Genomic DNA, 17693 nt, shown 5'->3' with positions numbered 1-17693 from the left:
CCCATAATAAGGAAGTATTCTAAGCCATATATGCCCCGGGCGGCCCCACGATTCGTCGCCACAGGCGGCTTGGTCTATAATCGGGGATTGCTTGCGCAAGCGCAATACGCCCTTGTTCTTCGCGCGTATGCCCCCAATTCGGATAGACCCCACTCATAGAGAAGCCTCATTATGACCACTACCAAACACGCCCGCGTTTTGATCCTCGGCTCCGGCCCCGCCGGCTACAGCGCCGCCGTCTACGCCGCGCGCGCCAACCTGAACCCGATGCTGGTGACCGGCGTGGAGCAAGGCGGCCAGCTGATGACCACCACCGACGTGGAAAACTGGCCCGGCGACCCCATGGGCGTGCAAGGCCCGGACCTGATGCAGCGCTTGCTGCAGCACGCCGAGCGCTTCAATACGGAAATCGTGTTTGACCACATCCACACCACGTTCCTCAACGAAAAACCGATCCGCCTGAAGGGCGACAGCCACGAATACACGTGCGACACCCTGATCATCGCCACGGGCGCGTCCGCGCAATACCTGGGCCTGCCATCGGAAGCGGAATTCATGGGCAAGGGCGTATCCGCCTGCGCCACCTGCGATGGTTTCTTCTACCGCAACCAGGAAGTGGCCGTCGTCGGCGGCGGCAATACGGCTGTGGAAGAAGCGCTGTACCTGTCGAACATCGCCAATAAAGTCACCCTGATCCACCGCCGCGACAAGTTCCGCGCGGAAGCGATCCTGATCGACCGCCTGAACGCCAAGGTTGCCGAAGGCAAGATCGTGTTGAAATATAACCACACTCTGGACGAAGTGACGGGCAACGAAGGCGGCGTCACGGGCCTGAACATCAAGTCGACCATCGACGGCAAGGTCGAGGCATTGAACGTGCACGGCGTGTTCATCGCCATCGGCCACAAGCCGAACACGGGCATCTTCGAAGGCCAGCTGGACATGCACAACGGCTACATCAAGACGAAGACTGGCCTGGAAGGCATGGCCACCGCCACCAGCGCGCCGGGCGTGTTTGCCGCCGGCGACGTGCAGGACCACATCTACCGCCAGGCCATCACCAGCGCCGGTACGGGTTGCATGGCAGCACTGGACGCCCAGCGCTACCTGGAAGGCCAGGAGTAAGCGTCGCATGGCGTCGATGAAAGACTTCGCCGACCTGAAAGCGGTCAGCAAGCAGCTCAAGGAACAGGCGGACGCGCGCGCCCAGGCTGAAGCGGAGCGCGCCAGGCAAGTCCAGGTGCAGGCCGTGGAGAGCAATCTGTTCAAGGCCAGCATCGGCGGCGTCAAGCGCCTGCCCGAGTCGGACCGCTACGTGCCCAGCCTGCCGAAGACGGGCGCGGCAAGCGCCCAGCAGCCGGCGCGCAAGCTGACGCCGGCAGAGGACGACGCGGCCGTTCTGCGCGAGTCGCTGTCGGACTTGTTCGAGGTCGACCATTACCTGGAAAACGATCCCGCCCTGAACTACGCCCGCCCCGGCGTGGGACCGGACGTGGTCAAGAAGATGCGCAAGGGCCACTGGCCCATCCAGGATGAGCTGGACTTGCACGGCTTGCGCCGCGACGAGGCGCGCGACGGCATCGGCGCCTTCCTGAACCAGGCGGCGCGGCGCAAGCTGCGCTGCGTGCGCGTAATCCACGGCAAGGGTTTCGGCTCGAAAGGCCAGGAACCGGTCTTGAAATCGATGGTGCACAGCTGGCTCGTGCAAAAGGATGAAGTCATCGCCTTTTGCCAGGCACGCCGCTCCGAAGGGGGCGATGGCGCCCTCGTCGTGCTGCTCTCGGCAGCCTTGCAGCCCATCCGCTAGGCTTGACAGCAAGCAATTACCATTCAGTCACCAGTTCCACACCGCACACGGCCCCGTTTGTCACCATTCGGGGCCGTGTCATGTTAACCTGTGACAATTATTTCCTGCTCAAGCGCTCCACCCATGATGCCACCCCAATTGCCGCCTGGCTCGCTGATCAAGATCATTGAGGTCATCGCCATCCTGGTGGGCGCGTTTTCCGGTTTCATCGAAGCGCGCCGCAAGCGCATGGACCTGGTCGGCGTGTTTGTCGTGGCCTTCATCACGGCATTCGGCGGCGGCACCCTGCGCGACATCCTGCTCGACAAGCGGCCCCTGTTCTGGGTTTCGCACCAGGAATACGCGATTCTGATCTTCGTGCTGGCCCTGACGGCGGCGCCCCTGATCCAGCACTTGCGCCAGATCGTCTCGGAACGCCTGATCGTCGTGGCCGACGCCATCGGCCTGGGCATGTTCGCCATCGCCGGGGTGGCCGAAGCGATGCGCGCCGGCATGCCGATCTTTATTGCCTCGATGATGGGGGTGATTACGGGGATTTTCGGCGGCGTGATGCGCGACATCGTCTGCAATGAAGTGCCGATGGTATTTCGTGACGGCAAACCCTACGCCATCTGCGCGTTTTTCGGCTGCTGGGCTTATTTATTGCAGATGCATTTCGGCGCCGAGCACGACTTCGCGCTGTGGACCAGCGCCAGCGGCATCACCATCCTGCGCCTGATTTGCTGGAAATTCGACATGCGGCTGGGGCGCTGAAAGTCAGCGGCCCCAGCTGAAACACTTACACCGCGTCGGGACCTGTCTCGCCCGTGCGGATGCGGATGACCTGCTCCACGTCGCGTACGAAGATCTTGCCATCCCCGATCTTGCCCGTGCGGGCAGCCTTGATGATGGCGTCGACCACCAGTTCCGACACGCTGTCGTCCACCACCACTTCGACTTTGACTTTCGGCAAGAAGTCGACCACATACTCGGCGCCACGGTACAGCTCGGTATGACCCTTTTGGCGGCCAAAGCCCTTCACTTCCGTCACGGTCAAGCCCGTCACGTTCACATCGGCCAAGGCTTCGCGTACTTCGTCGAGCTTGAATGGTTTGATGATGGCGGTAATCTGTTTCATGGCTACTCCTTAAAATTGTTGGATTGTGGACAGATGGCTGCTTATTCGTAAAACTTCGACGTGATGGGATAACGCCAGTCGCGGCCAAAGCCACGGTGCGTGACGCGGATGCCCACCGGCGACTGGCGCCGCTTGTATTCATTGATCTTGATCAGGCGCGTGATTTTCGCCACGTCGGCCGGCGGGTAGCCAGCCTCGATAATGTCGGCGATCGGCCGGTTTTCTTCCATGTACAGCTGCATGATGCCGTCGAGCACGTCATACGGCGGCAAGGAATCCTGGTCCAGTTGGTCGGCGCGCAATTCGGCCGACGGCCCGCGCGTCAAGATGCGCTCGGGAATCACCTCCGACACCCCGTTGCGGTACGCGCACAGGCGGTACACGAGGGTCTTGGCGATATCCTTGATGACGGCAAAACCGCCTGCCATGTCGCCATACAGGGTGCAATAGCCGACGGCCATCTCGCTCTTGTTGCCCGTCGTCAGCACGATGCTGCCATGCTTGTTCGACAGGGCCATCAGCAAGGTGCCGCGGATGCGGGCCTGGATGTTTTCTTCCGTCGCGTCTTCCGCCAGCCCAGCGAACTCGCCGGCCAGGGTGGCGCGGAAAGCGTCGAAGGTTTGCTTGATCGGAATTTCATCGTAGCGCACATTGAGGCGTTTTACCATGTCGCGCGAGTCGATCCACGAGATATCGGCCGTAAATTGCGACGGCATCATGACGGCACGCACCTTGTCGGCGCCCAGCGCATCGACGGCAATCGCCAGGGTCAGGGCGGAATCGACGCCGCCCGACATGCCGATCAGCACGCCGGGGAAGCCGTTCTTGCCGATGTAGTCGCGCACGCCCAGCACCAGCGCCCGGTATACCTGGGCTTCCGTCGTCAACGGCGCGGCCAGCGCCTGCGGCACGGGCGTGGCGCCGTCGAACTCGACCAGTTGCAAGTCTTCCTCGAAGTGGCGCAGCTGGGCGCAGATCGTGCCGGCCGCATCCATGACAAACGAGTCGCCATCGAAGATCAGTTCATCCTGGCCACCCACCAGGTTGGCGTACACGAGGGCCATGCCTTGCGCGCTGACGTTCTGGCGCATGGTTTCATAGCGCAAATGCTGCTTGTTCATGTGGTAGGGCGAGCCGTTCGGCACCAGCAGCACCTGCGCGCCAGCGGCGCGGGCGCGCATGGGCGCGTGGCCGAACCACGTGTCTTCGCAGATATTGATGCCGAAACGCACGCCCTTCACGCCAAACACGAAGGCCTGGTCCGACGACGTAAAGTAACGTTTCTCATCGAACACGGTCGTGTTCGGCAAATCGTGCTTGCGGTAGGTGCCCAGCACTTCGCCGTTCAGCAGCACGGAGGCGGCATTGTGGCGCACGCCCTTTTCATCTTGCAGGGGCAAGCCCACCACCACGTGCAAATCCTTGAACTGGGCAAGATCGGCGGCCAGCCCCGCAAACGCTTCCTGCGTTTTTGCGTAGAATGCATTGCGCAGCAGCAGGTCCTCGGGTGGATAGCCGACCAGCGACAGTTCCGGCGTAAGCACGATATCGGCGCCCGCTTCAAAGGCGCGGCGGGAAAGGTCGAAGATCTTGGCACGGTTGCCGGCCAGATCGCCGACCGTACTATTCATTTGAGCAATTGCGACTTTGACTGTCATGATGGTGGAAATTTCGTTTTATTAATTTTATTAAACAAGAACAAGACAGGGGCGCGCAGGCCGGTGGTGGCGCCCCGAGAGTGATGAATGCACACTACAACAATGAATTATCGCACGGCTATCGTCTCGAGCCTGGCTGAAATTGGCGAAGCGGCCTGGTCTGAACTGCTGGCAAGCCAGGCGGAGGCCAAGGCGGAGACCAATCCCTTCCTCTCCTATGCCTTTCTGCACGCGCTGCACGAGTCCGGCTGCGCCAGCGCCGACACGGGCTGGCAGCCGAATTACCTGGCGCTGTGGCAAGGCGAGACCCTGGCCGCCGCCCTGCCCCTGTACCTGAAGCAGCACTCGTATGGCGAATACGTGTTCGACTGGGCCTGGGCCGATGCCTATCGGCAGCATGGCCTTGAATATTACCCGAAACTGTTGTCCGCGATACCATTTACGCCCGTCAGCGGCACGCGCTTGCTGGCCCGCGATGGCCAGGCGCGCGCCGCCCTGCTGGCCTTCCTGCAGGCGCAGCAGCAAGCGGCCGACGTATCGTCCTGCCACATCCTGTTCCCGCCGGAAAGCGAAGCGCGCCAGCTGGCGGAAGCCGGCTATTTGATGCGTAGTGGCGTGCAGTTTCACTGGCTCAATCCCGGCTACACGGATTTCGAGCAATTCCTGGCCACCCTGGAACACAAGAAGCGCAAGAATATCCGCGCCGAGCGGCGCAAGGTGCGGGAAGCGGGCGTCGTCATGCGCCAGGTGCGCGGGGTGGAAGCGACGGATGCCGACTGGAAGCTGTTCCACCGCTGCTACAGCAATACCTATGCGGAACACCGCTCCTCGCCCTATCTGTCGCTGGACTTCTTCCGCCGCATCGGCACCACCATGCCGCAGAACATTTTATTGGTGATCGCCGAGCGCGAAGGCCGGGCCATTGCCGCCTCGCTGGTGATCCACACGGGCGACACCCTGTATGGCCGCTACTGGGGCGCGCTCGAGCACGTGCCCTGCCTGCATTTCGAGACGGCGTATTACCAGCCGCTGGAATTCTGCATCGCCAACGGCATCGCCACCTTCGAAGGGGGCGCGCAAGGCGAGCACAAGATGGCGCGGGGCTTCCTGCCGCAAAAGACCTGGTCCGCCCACTGGCTGGCGCACCCGGCCTTTGCTGACGCCGTGCAGCGCTTCCTCGAGCGCGAACGGGGCGGCATCGATGCCTATCTCGATGAATTGAACGAGCACAGCCCGTTTCGCCCCGCCACGGCGCCCTGAAAGCAAAAGCGCTCCCGGCCGGCTAGCGGGGAGCGCTCGCGGACACGCCGGCAGGATCAGGCGGCCGAGCGGCCGGAATAGCTGCCGAAGACACCGTCCTTTTTCAGCCTGTACGCGCGCCATGCCAAGGTCAGCAGCAAGATACCCGTCAGCAAGGCATACACGCCGATCATCCACACGAGGGCAAACGTGCCGGCCGCGGGGAAGACGAGGATCAGGATGCCGAACAGGATGGAAATGACGGCATTGAGCACCAGCAGCCATTCACCGCGGATGACCTTGCGCAAACGGACCGCCAGCACGATATCGAACACGCCCGACACGAGGGCATTGACGCCGATCATGACGATCAAGGCAAACGTCGTCAGCAGCGGGTAGACGATGGTCAGGATACCCACGGCCAGGCCGCAGATGCCCAGCAGCAGCAAGGCCCACCAGTCGCCGCCATGCTTGCGGTTGCTGAACGCGCCGACGACGGACACGCCGCCGCCGAGCAGCGCATACGCGGCAAACACCATCAGCAGCGACAATACCGTCACGCCGGGCCAGGCCAGGGTGATCGCGCCAAAGGCGAGCGCCGCCAGGCCACGCAGGGCCAGCACCCACCAGGAACGCATCAATAAATGCTCAGAATACATATCCCCTCCCCTTAATTATTGTGAAATTGAATTTTTAACAATAAATTAGACTCACTCAAGCACCTTCATCCATCGGAAGCCTGATGTTGTCGGCAAAAAAAAACGCCTCCGGCCATCATAGCAGGGGGCGTTTTTTACTCGCACACGGCAGGGAACGGGCGGCAAGCCGCCGTGTTCCGCGCGGGGATTACTCAGGAAGCGGCTTTCTCAGCCTTGAACGCGGCAACGCCGCTCAGGATCTCTTCCTTGGCCACTTCAGGACCATGCCAGCCGTCGATCTTGACCCATTTGCCTTTTTCCAGATCTTTGTAGTGCTCGAAGAAATGCTGGATCTGGCGCAGGCGCAGTTCGTTCAAGTCTTCCGGCTTTTGCCAGTGGCTGTAGATCGACAGGACCTTGTCGACTGGCACGGCCAGCACTTTCGCGTCTTCGCCCGACTCGTCGGTCATTTTCAGCACGCCGATAGGACGGCAGCGCACGACCACGCCCGGGATCAGCGGGAACGGGGTGATGACCAGCACGTCGACCGGGTCGCCGTCCGGCGACAGGGTGTTCGGCACGTAGCCGTAGTTGCACGGGTAGTGCATGGCGGTACCCATGAAGCGATCGACGAAGATCGCGCCGCTTTCCTTGTCGACTTCGTACTTGATCGGATCGGCGTTCATCGGGATTTCGATGACGACGTTAAAATCGTTCGGCAGGTCGCGGCCGGAAGAGACGTTATTCAAACTCATGGATTTTCCTTATAGCGGATTGTGTTTTAACCGCGTAATTATAGCGAAGTACAGGCAGCTTGTGCGATGCAGCAGCGGCCTGCCGGCATTTTGCGCATCACGCCAGCAACAGTGGCACGGACCATAGAGCAACGCGCGCAGCCTGCCGCGCATTTGCCTTTCCCGTCCGCCGCGCCTGCCTGGCGGGAGAATAGACAAGGTGCCGGAAATAATAAGCACAAACACCTAAGCAATACTACGCATACCTCTGAATTAATACGGAGAACCCCTGCACATTTCCATTTTAATATTCCCGCCCCATAAACGTGGTTATTATAATCGGCATTGCATTTTTTGCAGCCACTTATCACAACGGTCTTATTATGGCCCGCGCCACAATGCATCCCCACTATTCAGGCAATCCCCGGCCATCACCGCCACGCCTGCCTTCCAGCCCCGCAAGCCCCTGATCCAGCATAATATTTGTTCTTATTTGAAGCATTTAATTGATTCAAATGGCGCGCCTGCCAAAAAATGGCACGACCGGAAGACAATCGTCAATTCTGATAAACTGTCACATTCCGGTGATTCCAAACTTTGTATATTCTGCAATCGACGCCTTCCCTGAATTCAATATGGCGCCACCCAGGCGCCACCGATAAATCCTTGCAAAAAGGAATATGATGATTCCCTCTTTCCGGCCCGGTCCTTTATTAAAGGTCACCGGCGTTATTTTCATTCTGCTTGGCCTCGCCCTGCTGGGCGGCGGCATCTGGCTGGCCAGTCTCGGCGGCTCCTGGTACTACCTGCTGGCCGGCATCGGCATGCTCGGGGCCGGCGTACTGGTGTTCCAGGGCAAGCGCAGCGCGCAACCGTTCATGGCGCTGCTGCTGTTCGCCACCCTGGTCTGGTCCCTCATTGAAGTGAAATTCGACTGGTGGCAACTGCTGCCGCGCCTGGACATCTGGTTTGCCGCCGCCGTCTGGCTGCTGCTGCCCTTCGTCAGCCGCCGCCTGGCGCCACCCGCCGCAGCGAAACAGGCGTCTGCCGGCAAGACGGCCCTGTCCGCCGCCGTGGCCCTGACCGTCATCGCCGGCGTCATCGCCCTGTTCCAGGACTACCATGACCTGCATGGCGACGTGCCGGCCGACAGCATGGCCGCCACGGCCGCCGGCGACCTGGCGCCCGGCGTCGAGCACAACGACTGGTCCGCCTATGGCCGCTCCGGCTATGGCGACCGCTATGCCCCGGCCGCGCAGATCACGCCCGCCAATATTTCCGGCCTGAAAGAAGCCTGGACCTACCACACGGGCGACTTCAAGGGCCCCAACGACCCGGGCGAGATCGCCAACGAAGTCACGCCGCTGAAGGTCAATGACATGCTGTACCTGTGCACGCCGCACAATATCGTCATCGCCCTGAACCCGGACACGGGCAAGGAACTGTGGCGCCACGATCCGAAGATCAACCGCGATGCGGCCAGCTACCAGCACATGATCTGCCGCGGCGTTGCCTACTGGGACGTCAACGCGGGCCGCGCGAAGAACAACCCTGCCCCCGAAGCGGCCGGCATGGAATGCCCGCGCCGCATCCTGGCGCCCACCATGGACGGCACCATGATCGCCGTCAACGCCGATACGGGCGAGTCGTGCAAGAGCTTTGGCAACAACGGCGTCGTCAACCTGTATAAAAACATGGCCATGATCAAGCGCGGTTTCCTGATGCCCACCTCGCCGCCGGCCGTGGCGCAAAACGTGGCCGTGATCGCCGCCAGCGTGACGGACAACCACTCGACGGAAGAGCCATCGGGCGTGATCCGCGGCTACGATCCCGTCACGGGCAAGCTGCTGTGGAACTGGGACCCGGCCACGCCGGAAGATACGCAGCCCTTCCCTGAAGGCAAGAACTACACCAACAACTCGCCCAACTCGTGGGGCGTGGCCAGCATCGATGAAAAGCTGGGCATGGTCTATATTCCGATGGGAAATGAAACCCCCGATACCTGGGGCGGCAAGCGCAACAAGAATGGCGAGAAATTCAACAGCGCCATCGTCGCGCTGGACCTGGCGACGGGCAAGGTACGCTGGGTCTACCAGACCGTGCACCACGATATCTGGGACATGGATATCGGTGGCCAGCCCAGCCTGGTCGACATCGACACGCCGAAAGGCAAAGTACCGTCCGTGGTGGCCACGACCAAGCGGGGCGACATCTACGTGATCGACCGCCGCGACGGCAGCCTGGTGGTGCCGGCGCCGGAAAAACCCGTGCCAACGAGCAATCCTGCCGCCGGCGACACCCTGTCGCCCACGCAGCCGTTCTCCGCCCTGACCTTCCTGCCTGAGCGCAATATCAGCGAAGCGGACATGTGGGGCACGACACCGTTCGACCAGCTGGCCTGCCGCATCATCTTCAAGGAACGCCGCTATGAAGGCCCGTTCACGCCGCAAACGGCGGGCAAGGGCGCCGTCATTTCCCCGGGTCCGCTGGGCATCTTCGAATGGGGCGGCGCGGCCATCGACCCCGTGCGCCAGCTGTTGATCGTCAACCCTGACTACATGGGCTTCCTGGAAAAACTCGTGCCGCGCGCCGAAACGACGGCCAAGGGCGGCACGGGCGGTGAAATGGGCTTGCAGCCGCAGACGGGTGTACCGTTCGCCGTGGAAATCAAGGCATTTTTATCGCCGCTGGGCTTTCCATGCCAGGCACCGCCGTGGGGCTATGTGGCCGCCGTCGACCTGCGCACCATGAAAAAAGTGTGGATGCACAAGAACGGCACCACGCGCGACAGCGGCCCCGTGCCGATTCCCTTGCCGCTGGGCGTGCCCAGCCTGGGCGGCATGGTCACCACGGGCGGCGGCGTGACCTTCCTCAGCAGCACGCTCGACTACTACATCCGCGGCTACGACGTCAGCAACGGCAAGGTGATCTGGAAAGCCCGCTTGCCGGCAGGCGGCCAGGCTACGCCGATGAGCTATGTGTCGAACAAGTCGGGACGCCAGTTCGTCGTCGTCATGGCCGGCGGCCACGGTTCGCTGGGCACGAAGATGAGCGACACCCTGATCGCGTATGCCTTGCCGGAAGGTACTGCCGCAGCGAAGAAGTAAGGCAGAAGCAGTAAAGCAGCGCACGCCGCCATGGCGTGCGCATAAAAAAAGCCGTTCAGTCTGCACTGAACGGCTTTTTTACGTCTGGCGAATTGGCTTACAAAACGGCTTACAGGATGGTGGCCAGCGCGCACTGCCGGTAATGGGCGGCAGCCTGTTCCGTCTGCTGCAGGGCATCGTGCATCTGCGCCAGCTTCAGGTGGGCGTCGCGCACCATTTGCGGCTCGTTCGCGTCGGACAGCGCCTGCTCCAGGTGGCGCTGGGCCTTGCCCCACAGTTTTTGCTTGAGGCACAAGGTACCCAGGGTCAGCGCCAGTTCCGCATCCAGCGGACGCTGTTTCATCCATTGCTCGCAATGTTCGATCTGCAGCAGCAGGGCCGGCGTGCCGGCTGGCGCCGCCGCTTCGCGGTAGGCGCGCACGACGCGCTCGTCCCAGTCGGCGGCCAGCGACTCTTCGCACACGAGGCGCGCTTCGTCGTGCAGGCCGCGCGCATTCAGGGCCGTGGCGGCGCGGCAGGCGATATACGGCTTGACCCGGTCCGCGTTCGGCACGGTGGACCAGACGCGCATCAGCGATTCGGCGTCATGCGACGGGTCGGACAGCAAATGGTCGTAGGCCAGCTCGCGCAGGCGCGACGACAGGGCCGGATGCAGGGCGCGGTGCTTGTCCAGCGAACGCACGAGGCGCAGCACTTCCGGCCAGTTCTTCGCCTGCTGCTCGGCCTTGAGCGACCATTGCAGCGCGTGGATGTGGCGCGTGCCGCTGGCGTTGAGTTCGCGCACGGCGGCCAGCGCCGCTTCCGGCTGGTGGTCGTCGACCAGCAATTCCGTCACCGTCATCAAGCGGGCCGTCTTCAGGCTGGCGTCGTCTTCGACGCGGGCCAGCCAGCTGTCGCGGCGTTCGGACTGGCGCATGCGGTGCGCGGCGCGCGCGCCGATCAGCGCGGCCAGGCCCGCATTCTCATCCAGTTCGGCGGCGCGCAAGGCGGCTTTTTCCGCATGGCCGAAACGCCCTTCGAACAGGGCTTTCAAGGCTTCGCGCAAGCCCTTGTTGCCATCGCGCTCACGCTTGCGGTGGCGATAGGCCGCCACTTGCGCCGGCATGCGCACGGTGGCGCGCACGGCGCGCACCAGCAGGTACAGCAGCACGAACAGCACGACCTGCAGCAACAGGAAGAAGTTCAGCGACAAGTCGATGCGGTACGGCGGATAGAACAGCACCACGTTGCCGGGGTTGAAACGGGCCGTCACGGCGATACCGATCGCCGCGGCCATCAGGGCGAGTAACCAGAGAAATAGACGCATGGGCTCAGGACTTCGCTTTGTAGTTGCGCACAGCCGTCAGGCTGTCGGACAAGGTTGGCATTTCGATGGCCAGGTTGCTGGCCTGCACCTGGCGCAGCAGCGCTTGCGCCGTCTGCGTGCTCTTGGCGCGCGTATCGAAATACTTGGCCAGCGCATCCTGGGCAGCGATCAAGTCGTTGCGGAACGCCGTTTCATTGCGCGACAACAAGGTCATGCGGGCATTAAGCAGGCGCAGCTTGACGTTTTCGCGCAAGAAATACGATTGCGTCGGCGACAGCATCAGCGCTTCCGGCGTATCGACGCGGCGGATGCGTATCAACTGACGCACATCGTTCCACATGTCGCCGCTCCACGTATTCCAGCCGTCGCGTACTTTCTGCAGCAGCGGTTCCGGCTCCGGCGGTCCCACCAGCTTGCCGCTGGCATCGCGCGCCGGCTTGGCCTTGGCCTTGCCCGGCTTTTCCGGGGTGGCCGGCAAGGCCGGCGTTTCGTCGGACAGCATCGGCAGCGAGTCGATCTGGGCGATCACGGCGTCGAGGCGCAGGGCCACGCCCGTCGAATCGACGCTGGGCAGGGCCTTGAGTTTTTCCATGTCGCGGCCGATGGCGCGGCGGATGGTGATGAATTGCGGCTTGTCGGAACGCGACAGGCTGCGGTCCGCATTTTGCAGGGCGATCAGCGCGCCGGGCACATTGCCGGCCAGTTGCAGCTGCTGGCTGGCCGTCGACAGCACTTGCTCGATTTCCGTCAGCGCCCACTCGTCGCGGTTCTTCGACAGGTCGTTGTACAGTTGCTCAAGCGCCAGCTGCTGGCTTTGCGTTTCGCTCTGGCGGTTTTCCAGCGCGCCCACCTTGATCTGCAGCTCTTTCGTGCCTTCTTGCACGTTGCGCGCCAGCACGCCCGTTTCGGCATTGCTGACATCGCCTTTTTGCAAGCGCTTGGCCACTTCTTCGCGCAAGTTGCGGATCTGCTTGCTGGTCGACCAGCTTTGCGCAGCCAGCAGCACGGCCAGCACGATGACGGCAATGCTCATGGGCTTTTGCAGCTGTTCGAGCAGGGTCGGCGCACGGCCAGCGGGTTGGTCGGCCGCCTGCGGCGCCGTCTTCACGGCGCTGCCAGGCGTTGCATTCGGTTCGGAGAGTGTAGGCATTTCGTTCATGGTCGTGATTGTAACGCGGCGAGCACTCCTGCGTCGCCTGATCCTGTCAGGGTGACATGGGCAAAACCCAGGGCCGCCGCCGTTTGTGCAATGCGGGCGTGCGGCACGATCAGATGCTGCTGTTGCATTTTCGCAACAGCTATCTTTTTGCCATCCAATTCCTCGAGCAGCGCCAGCAAGCCGCGCAGCGCTTCCGAGCTGGTGATGATCCAGTCGTTATTATGCTGCAACAGGTTTTCCAGGGTCGCCCGCAAGGCCGGTGTCAGCCTCGGCACCTTGCGCCGGTAGGCGGTGACGAACTCGACACTGGCACCGGCCGCGCGCAAGCCGTCGGCCAGGTAGTCGCGTCCGCCATCGCCGCGCACGATCAGCACGCGCTTGCCGCGCAGGGCCGGCAAGTCCAGCGCCAAGAGCAGGTGTTCGGAATCGCTGCGCGCCGTGTCCAGCGGACTCGTGATGGCCGCATTCGCATCCGTGACGCCGTGGGCGGCCAGCGCCAGGCGGCTGCCCTCGCCCACCACGGCCAGCGGCAGGCCCGCCGGCCAGGCGGGCAAGTGGGCAAAGACGCAGTCGATGGCGTTGGGCGAGACGAACGCCACCAGGTCGTAGTCGCGCAGGCGGGCCAGCACGGCTTGCAGCCGCGCGCATTCCTCTGCGCCGTCAAGCGCGTGGATTTCCAGCAACGGCAGCAGGCTCACAGGCCAGCCCAGCGCCGCGATCCGGGCAGCCAGCGGCCCCGCTTGCGCCGCGGGCCGCGTGATCACCACGGTGTCAGGCATGCGGCGCCAGGCCTTCATGGTTGTCGGGCGTCACGGCACACGAGGCGAGGATGCCCGCGGCATCTTGCCCGCGCAGCAGTTCGGCCACCTGTTCGCCCAGCAGTTCCGGCGCGCCGGCAGCACCTTCGAGCTCGGCGCTGGCCATGCGCGCGCCGTCCGGCGTGGCGACCATGGCGCGCAAGCGCATCTGTTCGCCGTCGACGGTGGCGAACGCGGCCAGGGGAATCTGGCAGCTGCCGCCGAAGATCTTCGACACCTTGCGCTCGGCCGTGACGGCTTGCGCCGTGGCCGTATGGTTCAGCGGCGCCAGCAGGCGCGCCAGGTCGGCGCCGTCGGCGCGCGCGCCGCGGATCTCGATCGCCATGGCGCCCTGGCCGGCGGCCGGCAGGCTGTCTTCCGGCGCCAGCACGGCGCGGATGCGCGACGCCAGGCCCAGGCGTTTCAGGCCGGCGGCGGCCAGGATGATGGCCGCGTAGTCGCCACGGTCCAGCTTGCCCAAGCGCGTATCGAGGTTGCCACGCAGGGGCAGAATCGTCAGGTGCGGATAGCGCGCGGCGATCAGCGACTGGCGGCGCAGGCTGCTGGTGCCCACGACGGCGCCGTGCGGCAGCTGGGCCAGGCTGGCGTAATCGTTGGAGACGAACGCGTCGCGCGGGTCTTCGCGCTCGAGGATAGCGGCCAGGCTGTAGCCTTCCGGCAACTCCATCGGCACGTCTTTCAGCGAATGCACGGCCAGGTCGGCGCGGCCTTCTTCCATCGCCACTTCCAGCTCCTTGACGAACAGGCCCTTGCCGCCTACCTTGGACAGGGCGCGGTCGAGAATCTGGTCGCCGCGTGTGGTCATGCCGAGAATTTCAACGCTACACTGCGGATACAGGGCGGCCAGGCGGGCGCGCACGTGTTCAGCTTGCCACATGGCAAGGCGGCTCTCGCGCGTGGCGATCACCAGGCGGGCAGGAATATGCAATTCGTTCGGGGTCAATTCGGATGCTTTCAAAACAAGTTCTTTCGCTGTGGCTGTCGTTGTCATTATCGTTGCCATTTCGCCCGTCTGATATCAATTTTGTATCGGGTGGCGCCTGGCGTCGCTATAATCGTTATCGCTTAGCCTAGAAGGCCAAGTCAGGCTAGCGTCCATGTTGAAGACCACAAATTTTATCATGCGCCCCCTCCCCTCTGCGGCCAAACGCCCGGTGCCATCCTCATTTCCTTGCTTTTACACTTACTTTGGTTCTTTATCATGCTCAATGACGCAGTAGCACCAGAAATAGTTCCAGCGGCCGGCTCCGACAAGGACGCGCCGCTGAAAGAAGACATCCGCCTGCTGGGCCGCCTGCTGGGCGACGTGCTGCGCGAACAGGAAGGCGACGCCGTCTTCAATGTGGTGGAAACCATACGCCAGACCTCCGTGCGCTTCCGCCGCGAAGCGGACGCGGGCGCCGCGCTGGAACTCGACGCCATGCTCAAGGAACTGAGCCGCGAACAGACGATTTCCGTCGTGCGCGCCTTTTCCTACTTTTCGCACCTGGCCAACATCGCGGAAGACCAGCACCACATCCGCCGCCGCCGAGCCCACCTGCTGGCGGGCTCCCCCGCGCAAAAGGGCAGCGTCAGCTTTGCGCTGAGAAACCTGCGCCTGGCCGGCGTGCCCCGCAAGACGGTCGACACCTTCTTCCAGGACGCGCTGATCGCCCCCGTGCTGACGGCCCACCCGACGGAAGTGCAGCGCAAGAGCATCCTCGACGCCGAACACGACATCGCCCGCCTGCTGGCCGAGCGCGACCTGCCGCAGACGCCGAAGGAACGGCAAGCCAATATGCAGCTGCTGCGCTCGCGCGTGGCCACCCTGTGGCAGACGCGCATGCTGCGCTATTCGAAGCTGACGGTGGCCGACGAGATCGAAAACGCCCTGTCCTACTACCGCATCACCTTCTTGCGCGAACTGCCGGGCCTGTATGACGATATCGAGGACGACATCGCCGCCGAATACCCGAACGGCGACGGCACCATCGAACCCATCAACGCCGCCTACGTGCAGATGGGCAGCTGGATCGGCGGCGACCGCGACGGCAATCCCAACGTCAACGCGGGCACCATGCAGCATGCGCTGGCGCGCCACGCCACCACCATCCTCGACTTTTATCTCGACGAAGTGCACACCCTGGGCGCGGAACTGTCCGTCTCGACCCTGATGGTGGGCGTGAGCGCCGAACTGCAGGCGCTGGCCGACCAGTCGCCGGACGCCTCGCCCCACCGCAGCGACGAACCGTACCGCCGCGCCCTGATCGGCATCTATGCGCGCCTGGCCGCCACCGCGCGCGCCCTGGGCGCCACCAACATCCTGCGCAAGGAAGTGGGCGCGGCGGCCGCCTATCCGGACGCGGACGCGTTCCTGGCCGACCTGCGCACCATCGTCGCCTCGCTCGAGTCGCACCACGGCGCCGCCCTCGCGCGCCCCCGCCTGGCCACCCTGGCGCGCGCGGCCGACATCTTCGGCTTTCACCTGGCCTCGCTGGACATGCGCCAGACCTCCGACGTGCACGAACGCGTGCTGGCCGAGCTGTTCGCCAAAAGCGGCGTGGCCGCCGACTACACGGCCCTGTCCGAGGCGGACAAGGAAGCGCTGCTGCTGAGCGAACTGGCCCAGCCCCGCTTGCTGTACTCGCCCTACATCAGCTACGCCACGGAAACGGATTCCGAACTGGCCATCCTGCGCGCGGCGCGCGACATCCGCCAGCGCTACGGCGCGCGGGCCATCCGCAACTACATCATTTCGCACACGGAAACCGTGTCCGACCTGCTGGAAGTGCTGCTGCTGCAAAAGGAAACGGGCTTGCTGCGCACGGACTGGCAGACTGGCGACAGCCGCTGCGAGCTGATGGTCATCCCCCTGTTCGAAACGATACCCGACCTGCAGCGCGCGGCCGGCATCATGAGCCGGCTCATGGCCTTGCCGCTGGTCCGGCAATTGATCGCCAAGCAGGGGCAGCTGCAGGAAGTCATGCTCGGCTATTCCGATTCGAACAAGGATGGCGGCTTCCTCACGTCGAACTGGGAACTGTACAAGGCGGAACTGGCGCTGGTGGCCGACTTCCGGAAGGCGGGCGTCAAGCTGCGCCTGTTCCATGGCCGCGGCGGCACCGTGGGCCGCGGCGGCGGCCCCAGCTACGAAGCCATCCTGGCCCAGCCGCCGGGCACCGTCAACGGCCAGATCCGCCTGACGGAACAGGGCGAGATCATCGCCTCGAAGTTTTCCAACGCGGAAATCGGCCGGCGCAACCTGGAATTGCTGGTGGCCGCCACCCTGGAAGCGAGCCTGGCGCCGCAGGCGGCCAGCCCGGCCCATGCAGGCGAGCTGGCGCAGTTCGAAGCCGTGATGGCGCAGCTGTCGGACCTGGCCTACCACGCTTACCGCCACCTCGTGTACGAAACGCCGGGCTTTACGGAGTATTTCTTCTCGGCCACGCCGATCGCGGAAATCGCCGAGCTGAACCTCGGTTCGCGCCCCGCTTCGCGCAAGGCCAACCAGCGCATCGAAGACTTGCGCGCCATTCCCTGGGGCTTTTCCTGGGGCCAGTGCCGTTTGCTGCTGCCGGGCTGGTTCGGCTTCGGCAGCGCCATCGGGGCCTGGATCAACCAGGCGGAAGGCGCCGCGAAAGATGAAAAGATCGCCACCCTGCGCGCCATGTACGCGCGCTGGCCGTTCTTTGCCACCCTGCTGTCGAACATGGACATGGTGCTGGCCAAGACGGACCTGGCCATTGCCTCGCGCTACGCGGAACTGGTGGCGGACCAGGGCTTGCGCGAACGCATCTACAAGCGCATCACTGACGAACACGGCAACACCTTGCGCTGCCTGGAACTGATCACCGGCAATACGGAGCGCCTGGCGGGCAATCCGCTGCTGGCCCGCTCGATCCAGAACCGCTTTGCCTATCTCGACCCGCTGAACCACTTGCAGGTGGAATTGATCAAGCGCAACCGCGCCCTGTCGGCGGAAAGCCGGATCGACGAACGCGTGCACCGCGGCATCCAGCTGTCGATCAACGGCGTGGCAGCGGGCCTGCGCAACACGGGCTGATCGCGCCGGCGGCCATCGGCAGGCAGGGGCCGGCACCGCAGGGGCCGGCCTTTTTGCTTTCCTGTTGG

The 17693-nt window shown here is 63.5% G+C and carries 14 protein-coding genes; 6 read left to right on the top strand and 8 right to left on the bottom strand.

Features of this window, described 5'->3' with window-relative positions; genetic code table 11:
- Positions 1 to 171 precede the first annotated feature (171 nt).
- From trxB to GCN74_RS19300, 3 genes are all read left to right on the top strand, one after another.
- Complete coding sequence (gene trxB, locus GCN74_RS19310) at positions 172 to 1125, top strand: thioredoxin-disulfide reductase (RefSeq protein WP_086139433.1); 954 nt, start codon at positions 172 to 174, stop codon at positions 1123 to 1125.
- Between the two features lie 7 nt (positions 1126 to 1132).
- The gene (locus GCN74_RS19305) at positions 1133 to 1807 is read left to right on the top strand and encodes a Smr/MutS family protein (protein WP_152258172.1); all 675 of its coding nucleotides are present in this window, start codon (positions 1133 to 1135) and stop codon (positions 1805 to 1807) included.
- Between the two features lie 123 nt (positions 1808 to 1930).
- On the top strand, positions 1931 to 2560 hold the full coding sequence (locus GCN74_RS19300) for a trimeric intracellular cation channel family protein (protein WP_071324539.1): 630 nt from the start codon (positions 1931 to 1933) through the stop codon (positions 2558 to 2560).
- A 25-nt stretch (positions 2561 to 2585) separates the two neighbouring features.
- Here the strand turns inward: GCN74_RS19300 and GCN74_RS19295 are convergent, their stop codons facing one another.
- Both GCN74_RS19295 and GCN74_RS19290 read right to left on the bottom strand, forming a co-directional pair.
- Positions 2586 to 2924: a P-II family nitrogen regulator gene (locus GCN74_RS19295; protein ID WP_034758685.1), complete on the bottom strand. Its 339-nt coding sequence runs from the start codon at positions 2922 to 2924 to the stop codon at positions 2586 to 2588.
- A gap of 41 nt (positions 2925 to 2965) precedes the next feature.
- Complete coding sequence (locus GCN74_RS19290) at positions 2966 to 4582, bottom strand: NAD+ synthase (protein WP_152258171.1); 1617 nt, start codon at positions 4580 to 4582, stop codon at positions 2966 to 2968.
- A 102-nt stretch (positions 4583 to 4684) separates the two neighbouring features.
- On the opposite strand from GCN74_RS19290, the gene GCN74_RS19285 reads away from it, so the two are divergent.
- Complete coding sequence (locus tag GCN74_RS19285) at positions 4685 to 5842, top strand: GNAT family N-acetyltransferase (RefSeq protein ID WP_152258206.1); 1158 nt, start codon at positions 4685 to 4687, stop codon at positions 5840 to 5842.
- A gap of 56 nt (positions 5843 to 5898) precedes the next feature.
- On the opposite strand, the gene GCN74_RS19280 is transcribed toward GCN74_RS19285, so the two are convergent.
- Complete coding sequence (locus GCN74_RS19280) at positions 5899 to 6459, bottom strand: HdeD family acid-resistance protein (RefSeq protein ID WP_152258170.1); 561 nt, start codon at positions 6457 to 6459, stop codon at positions 5899 to 5901.
- Positions 6460 to 6671: 212 nt separating this feature from the next.
- Positions 6672 to 7214 carry an inorganic diphosphatase gene (gene ppa / locus GCN74_RS19275; RefSeq protein ID WP_152258169.1) on the bottom strand — a complete coding sequence of 181 codons (543 nt, stop codon included), beginning with the start codon at positions 7212 to 7214 and terminating at the stop codon, positions 6672 to 6674.
- Between the two features lie 659 nt (positions 7215 to 7873).
- On the opposite strand from ppa, the gene GCN74_RS19270 reads away from it, so the two are divergent.
- Positions 7874 to 10300, top strand: a complete 2427-nt coding sequence (locus GCN74_RS19270; RefSeq protein WP_193317158.1) for a membrane-bound PQQ-dependent dehydrogenase, glucose/quinate/shikimate family — start codon at positions 7874 to 7876, stop codon at positions 10298 to 10300.
- Between the two features lie 109 nt (positions 10301 to 10409).
- Here the strand turns inward: GCN74_RS19270 and GCN74_RS19265 are convergent, their stop codons facing one another.
- From GCN74_RS19265 to hemC, 4 genes are read right to left on the bottom strand one after another with little or no spacing between them, the layout of a single operon-like run.
- Entirely contained in the window at positions 10410 to 11606 is a 1197-nt protein-coding gene (locus tag GCN74_RS19265) for a heme biosynthesis protein HemY (protein ID WP_152258168.1), read from the bottom strand.
- Positions 11607 to 11610: 4 nt separating this feature from the next.
- Entirely contained in the window at positions 11611 to 12765 is a 1155-nt protein-coding gene (locus tag GCN74_RS19260; protein ID WP_152258167.1) for a uroporphyrinogen-III C-methyltransferase, read from the bottom strand.
- A complete protein-coding gene (locus tag GCN74_RS19255) occupies positions 12762 to 13544 on the bottom strand; it encodes a uroporphyrinogen-III synthase (protein WP_152258166.1) in 783 nt (260 codons plus the stop codon). Before GCN74_RS19255 ends, GCN74_RS19260 begins: the two co-directional genes overlap by 4 nt.
- Positions 13537 to 14541: a hydroxymethylbilane synthase gene (gene hemC, locus GCN74_RS19250; protein WP_152258165.1), complete on the bottom strand. Its 1005-nt coding sequence runs from the start codon at positions 14539 to 14541 to the stop codon at positions 13537 to 13539. Before hemC ends, GCN74_RS19255 begins: the two co-directional genes overlap by 8 nt.
- Positions 14542 to 14784: 243 nt before the next feature.
- Here hemC and ppc point away from each other — a divergent pair, with 243 nt between their 5' ends.
- Positions 14785 to 17625: a phosphoenolpyruvate carboxylase gene (gene ppc / locus GCN74_RS19245; protein WP_152258164.1), complete on the top strand. Its 2841-nt coding sequence runs from the start codon at positions 14785 to 14787 to the stop codon at positions 17623 to 17625.
- Positions 17626 to 17693: the final 68 nt, after the last annotated feature.

This window comes from Janthinobacterium sp. FT14W (assembly GCF_009208755.1).
Lineage (GTDB): Bacteria > Pseudomonadota > Gammaproteobacteria > Burkholderiales > Burkholderiaceae_D > Janthinobacterium > Janthinobacterium violaceinigrum.
This window is presented reverse-complemented; position numbering and strand designations above follow the sequence as displayed.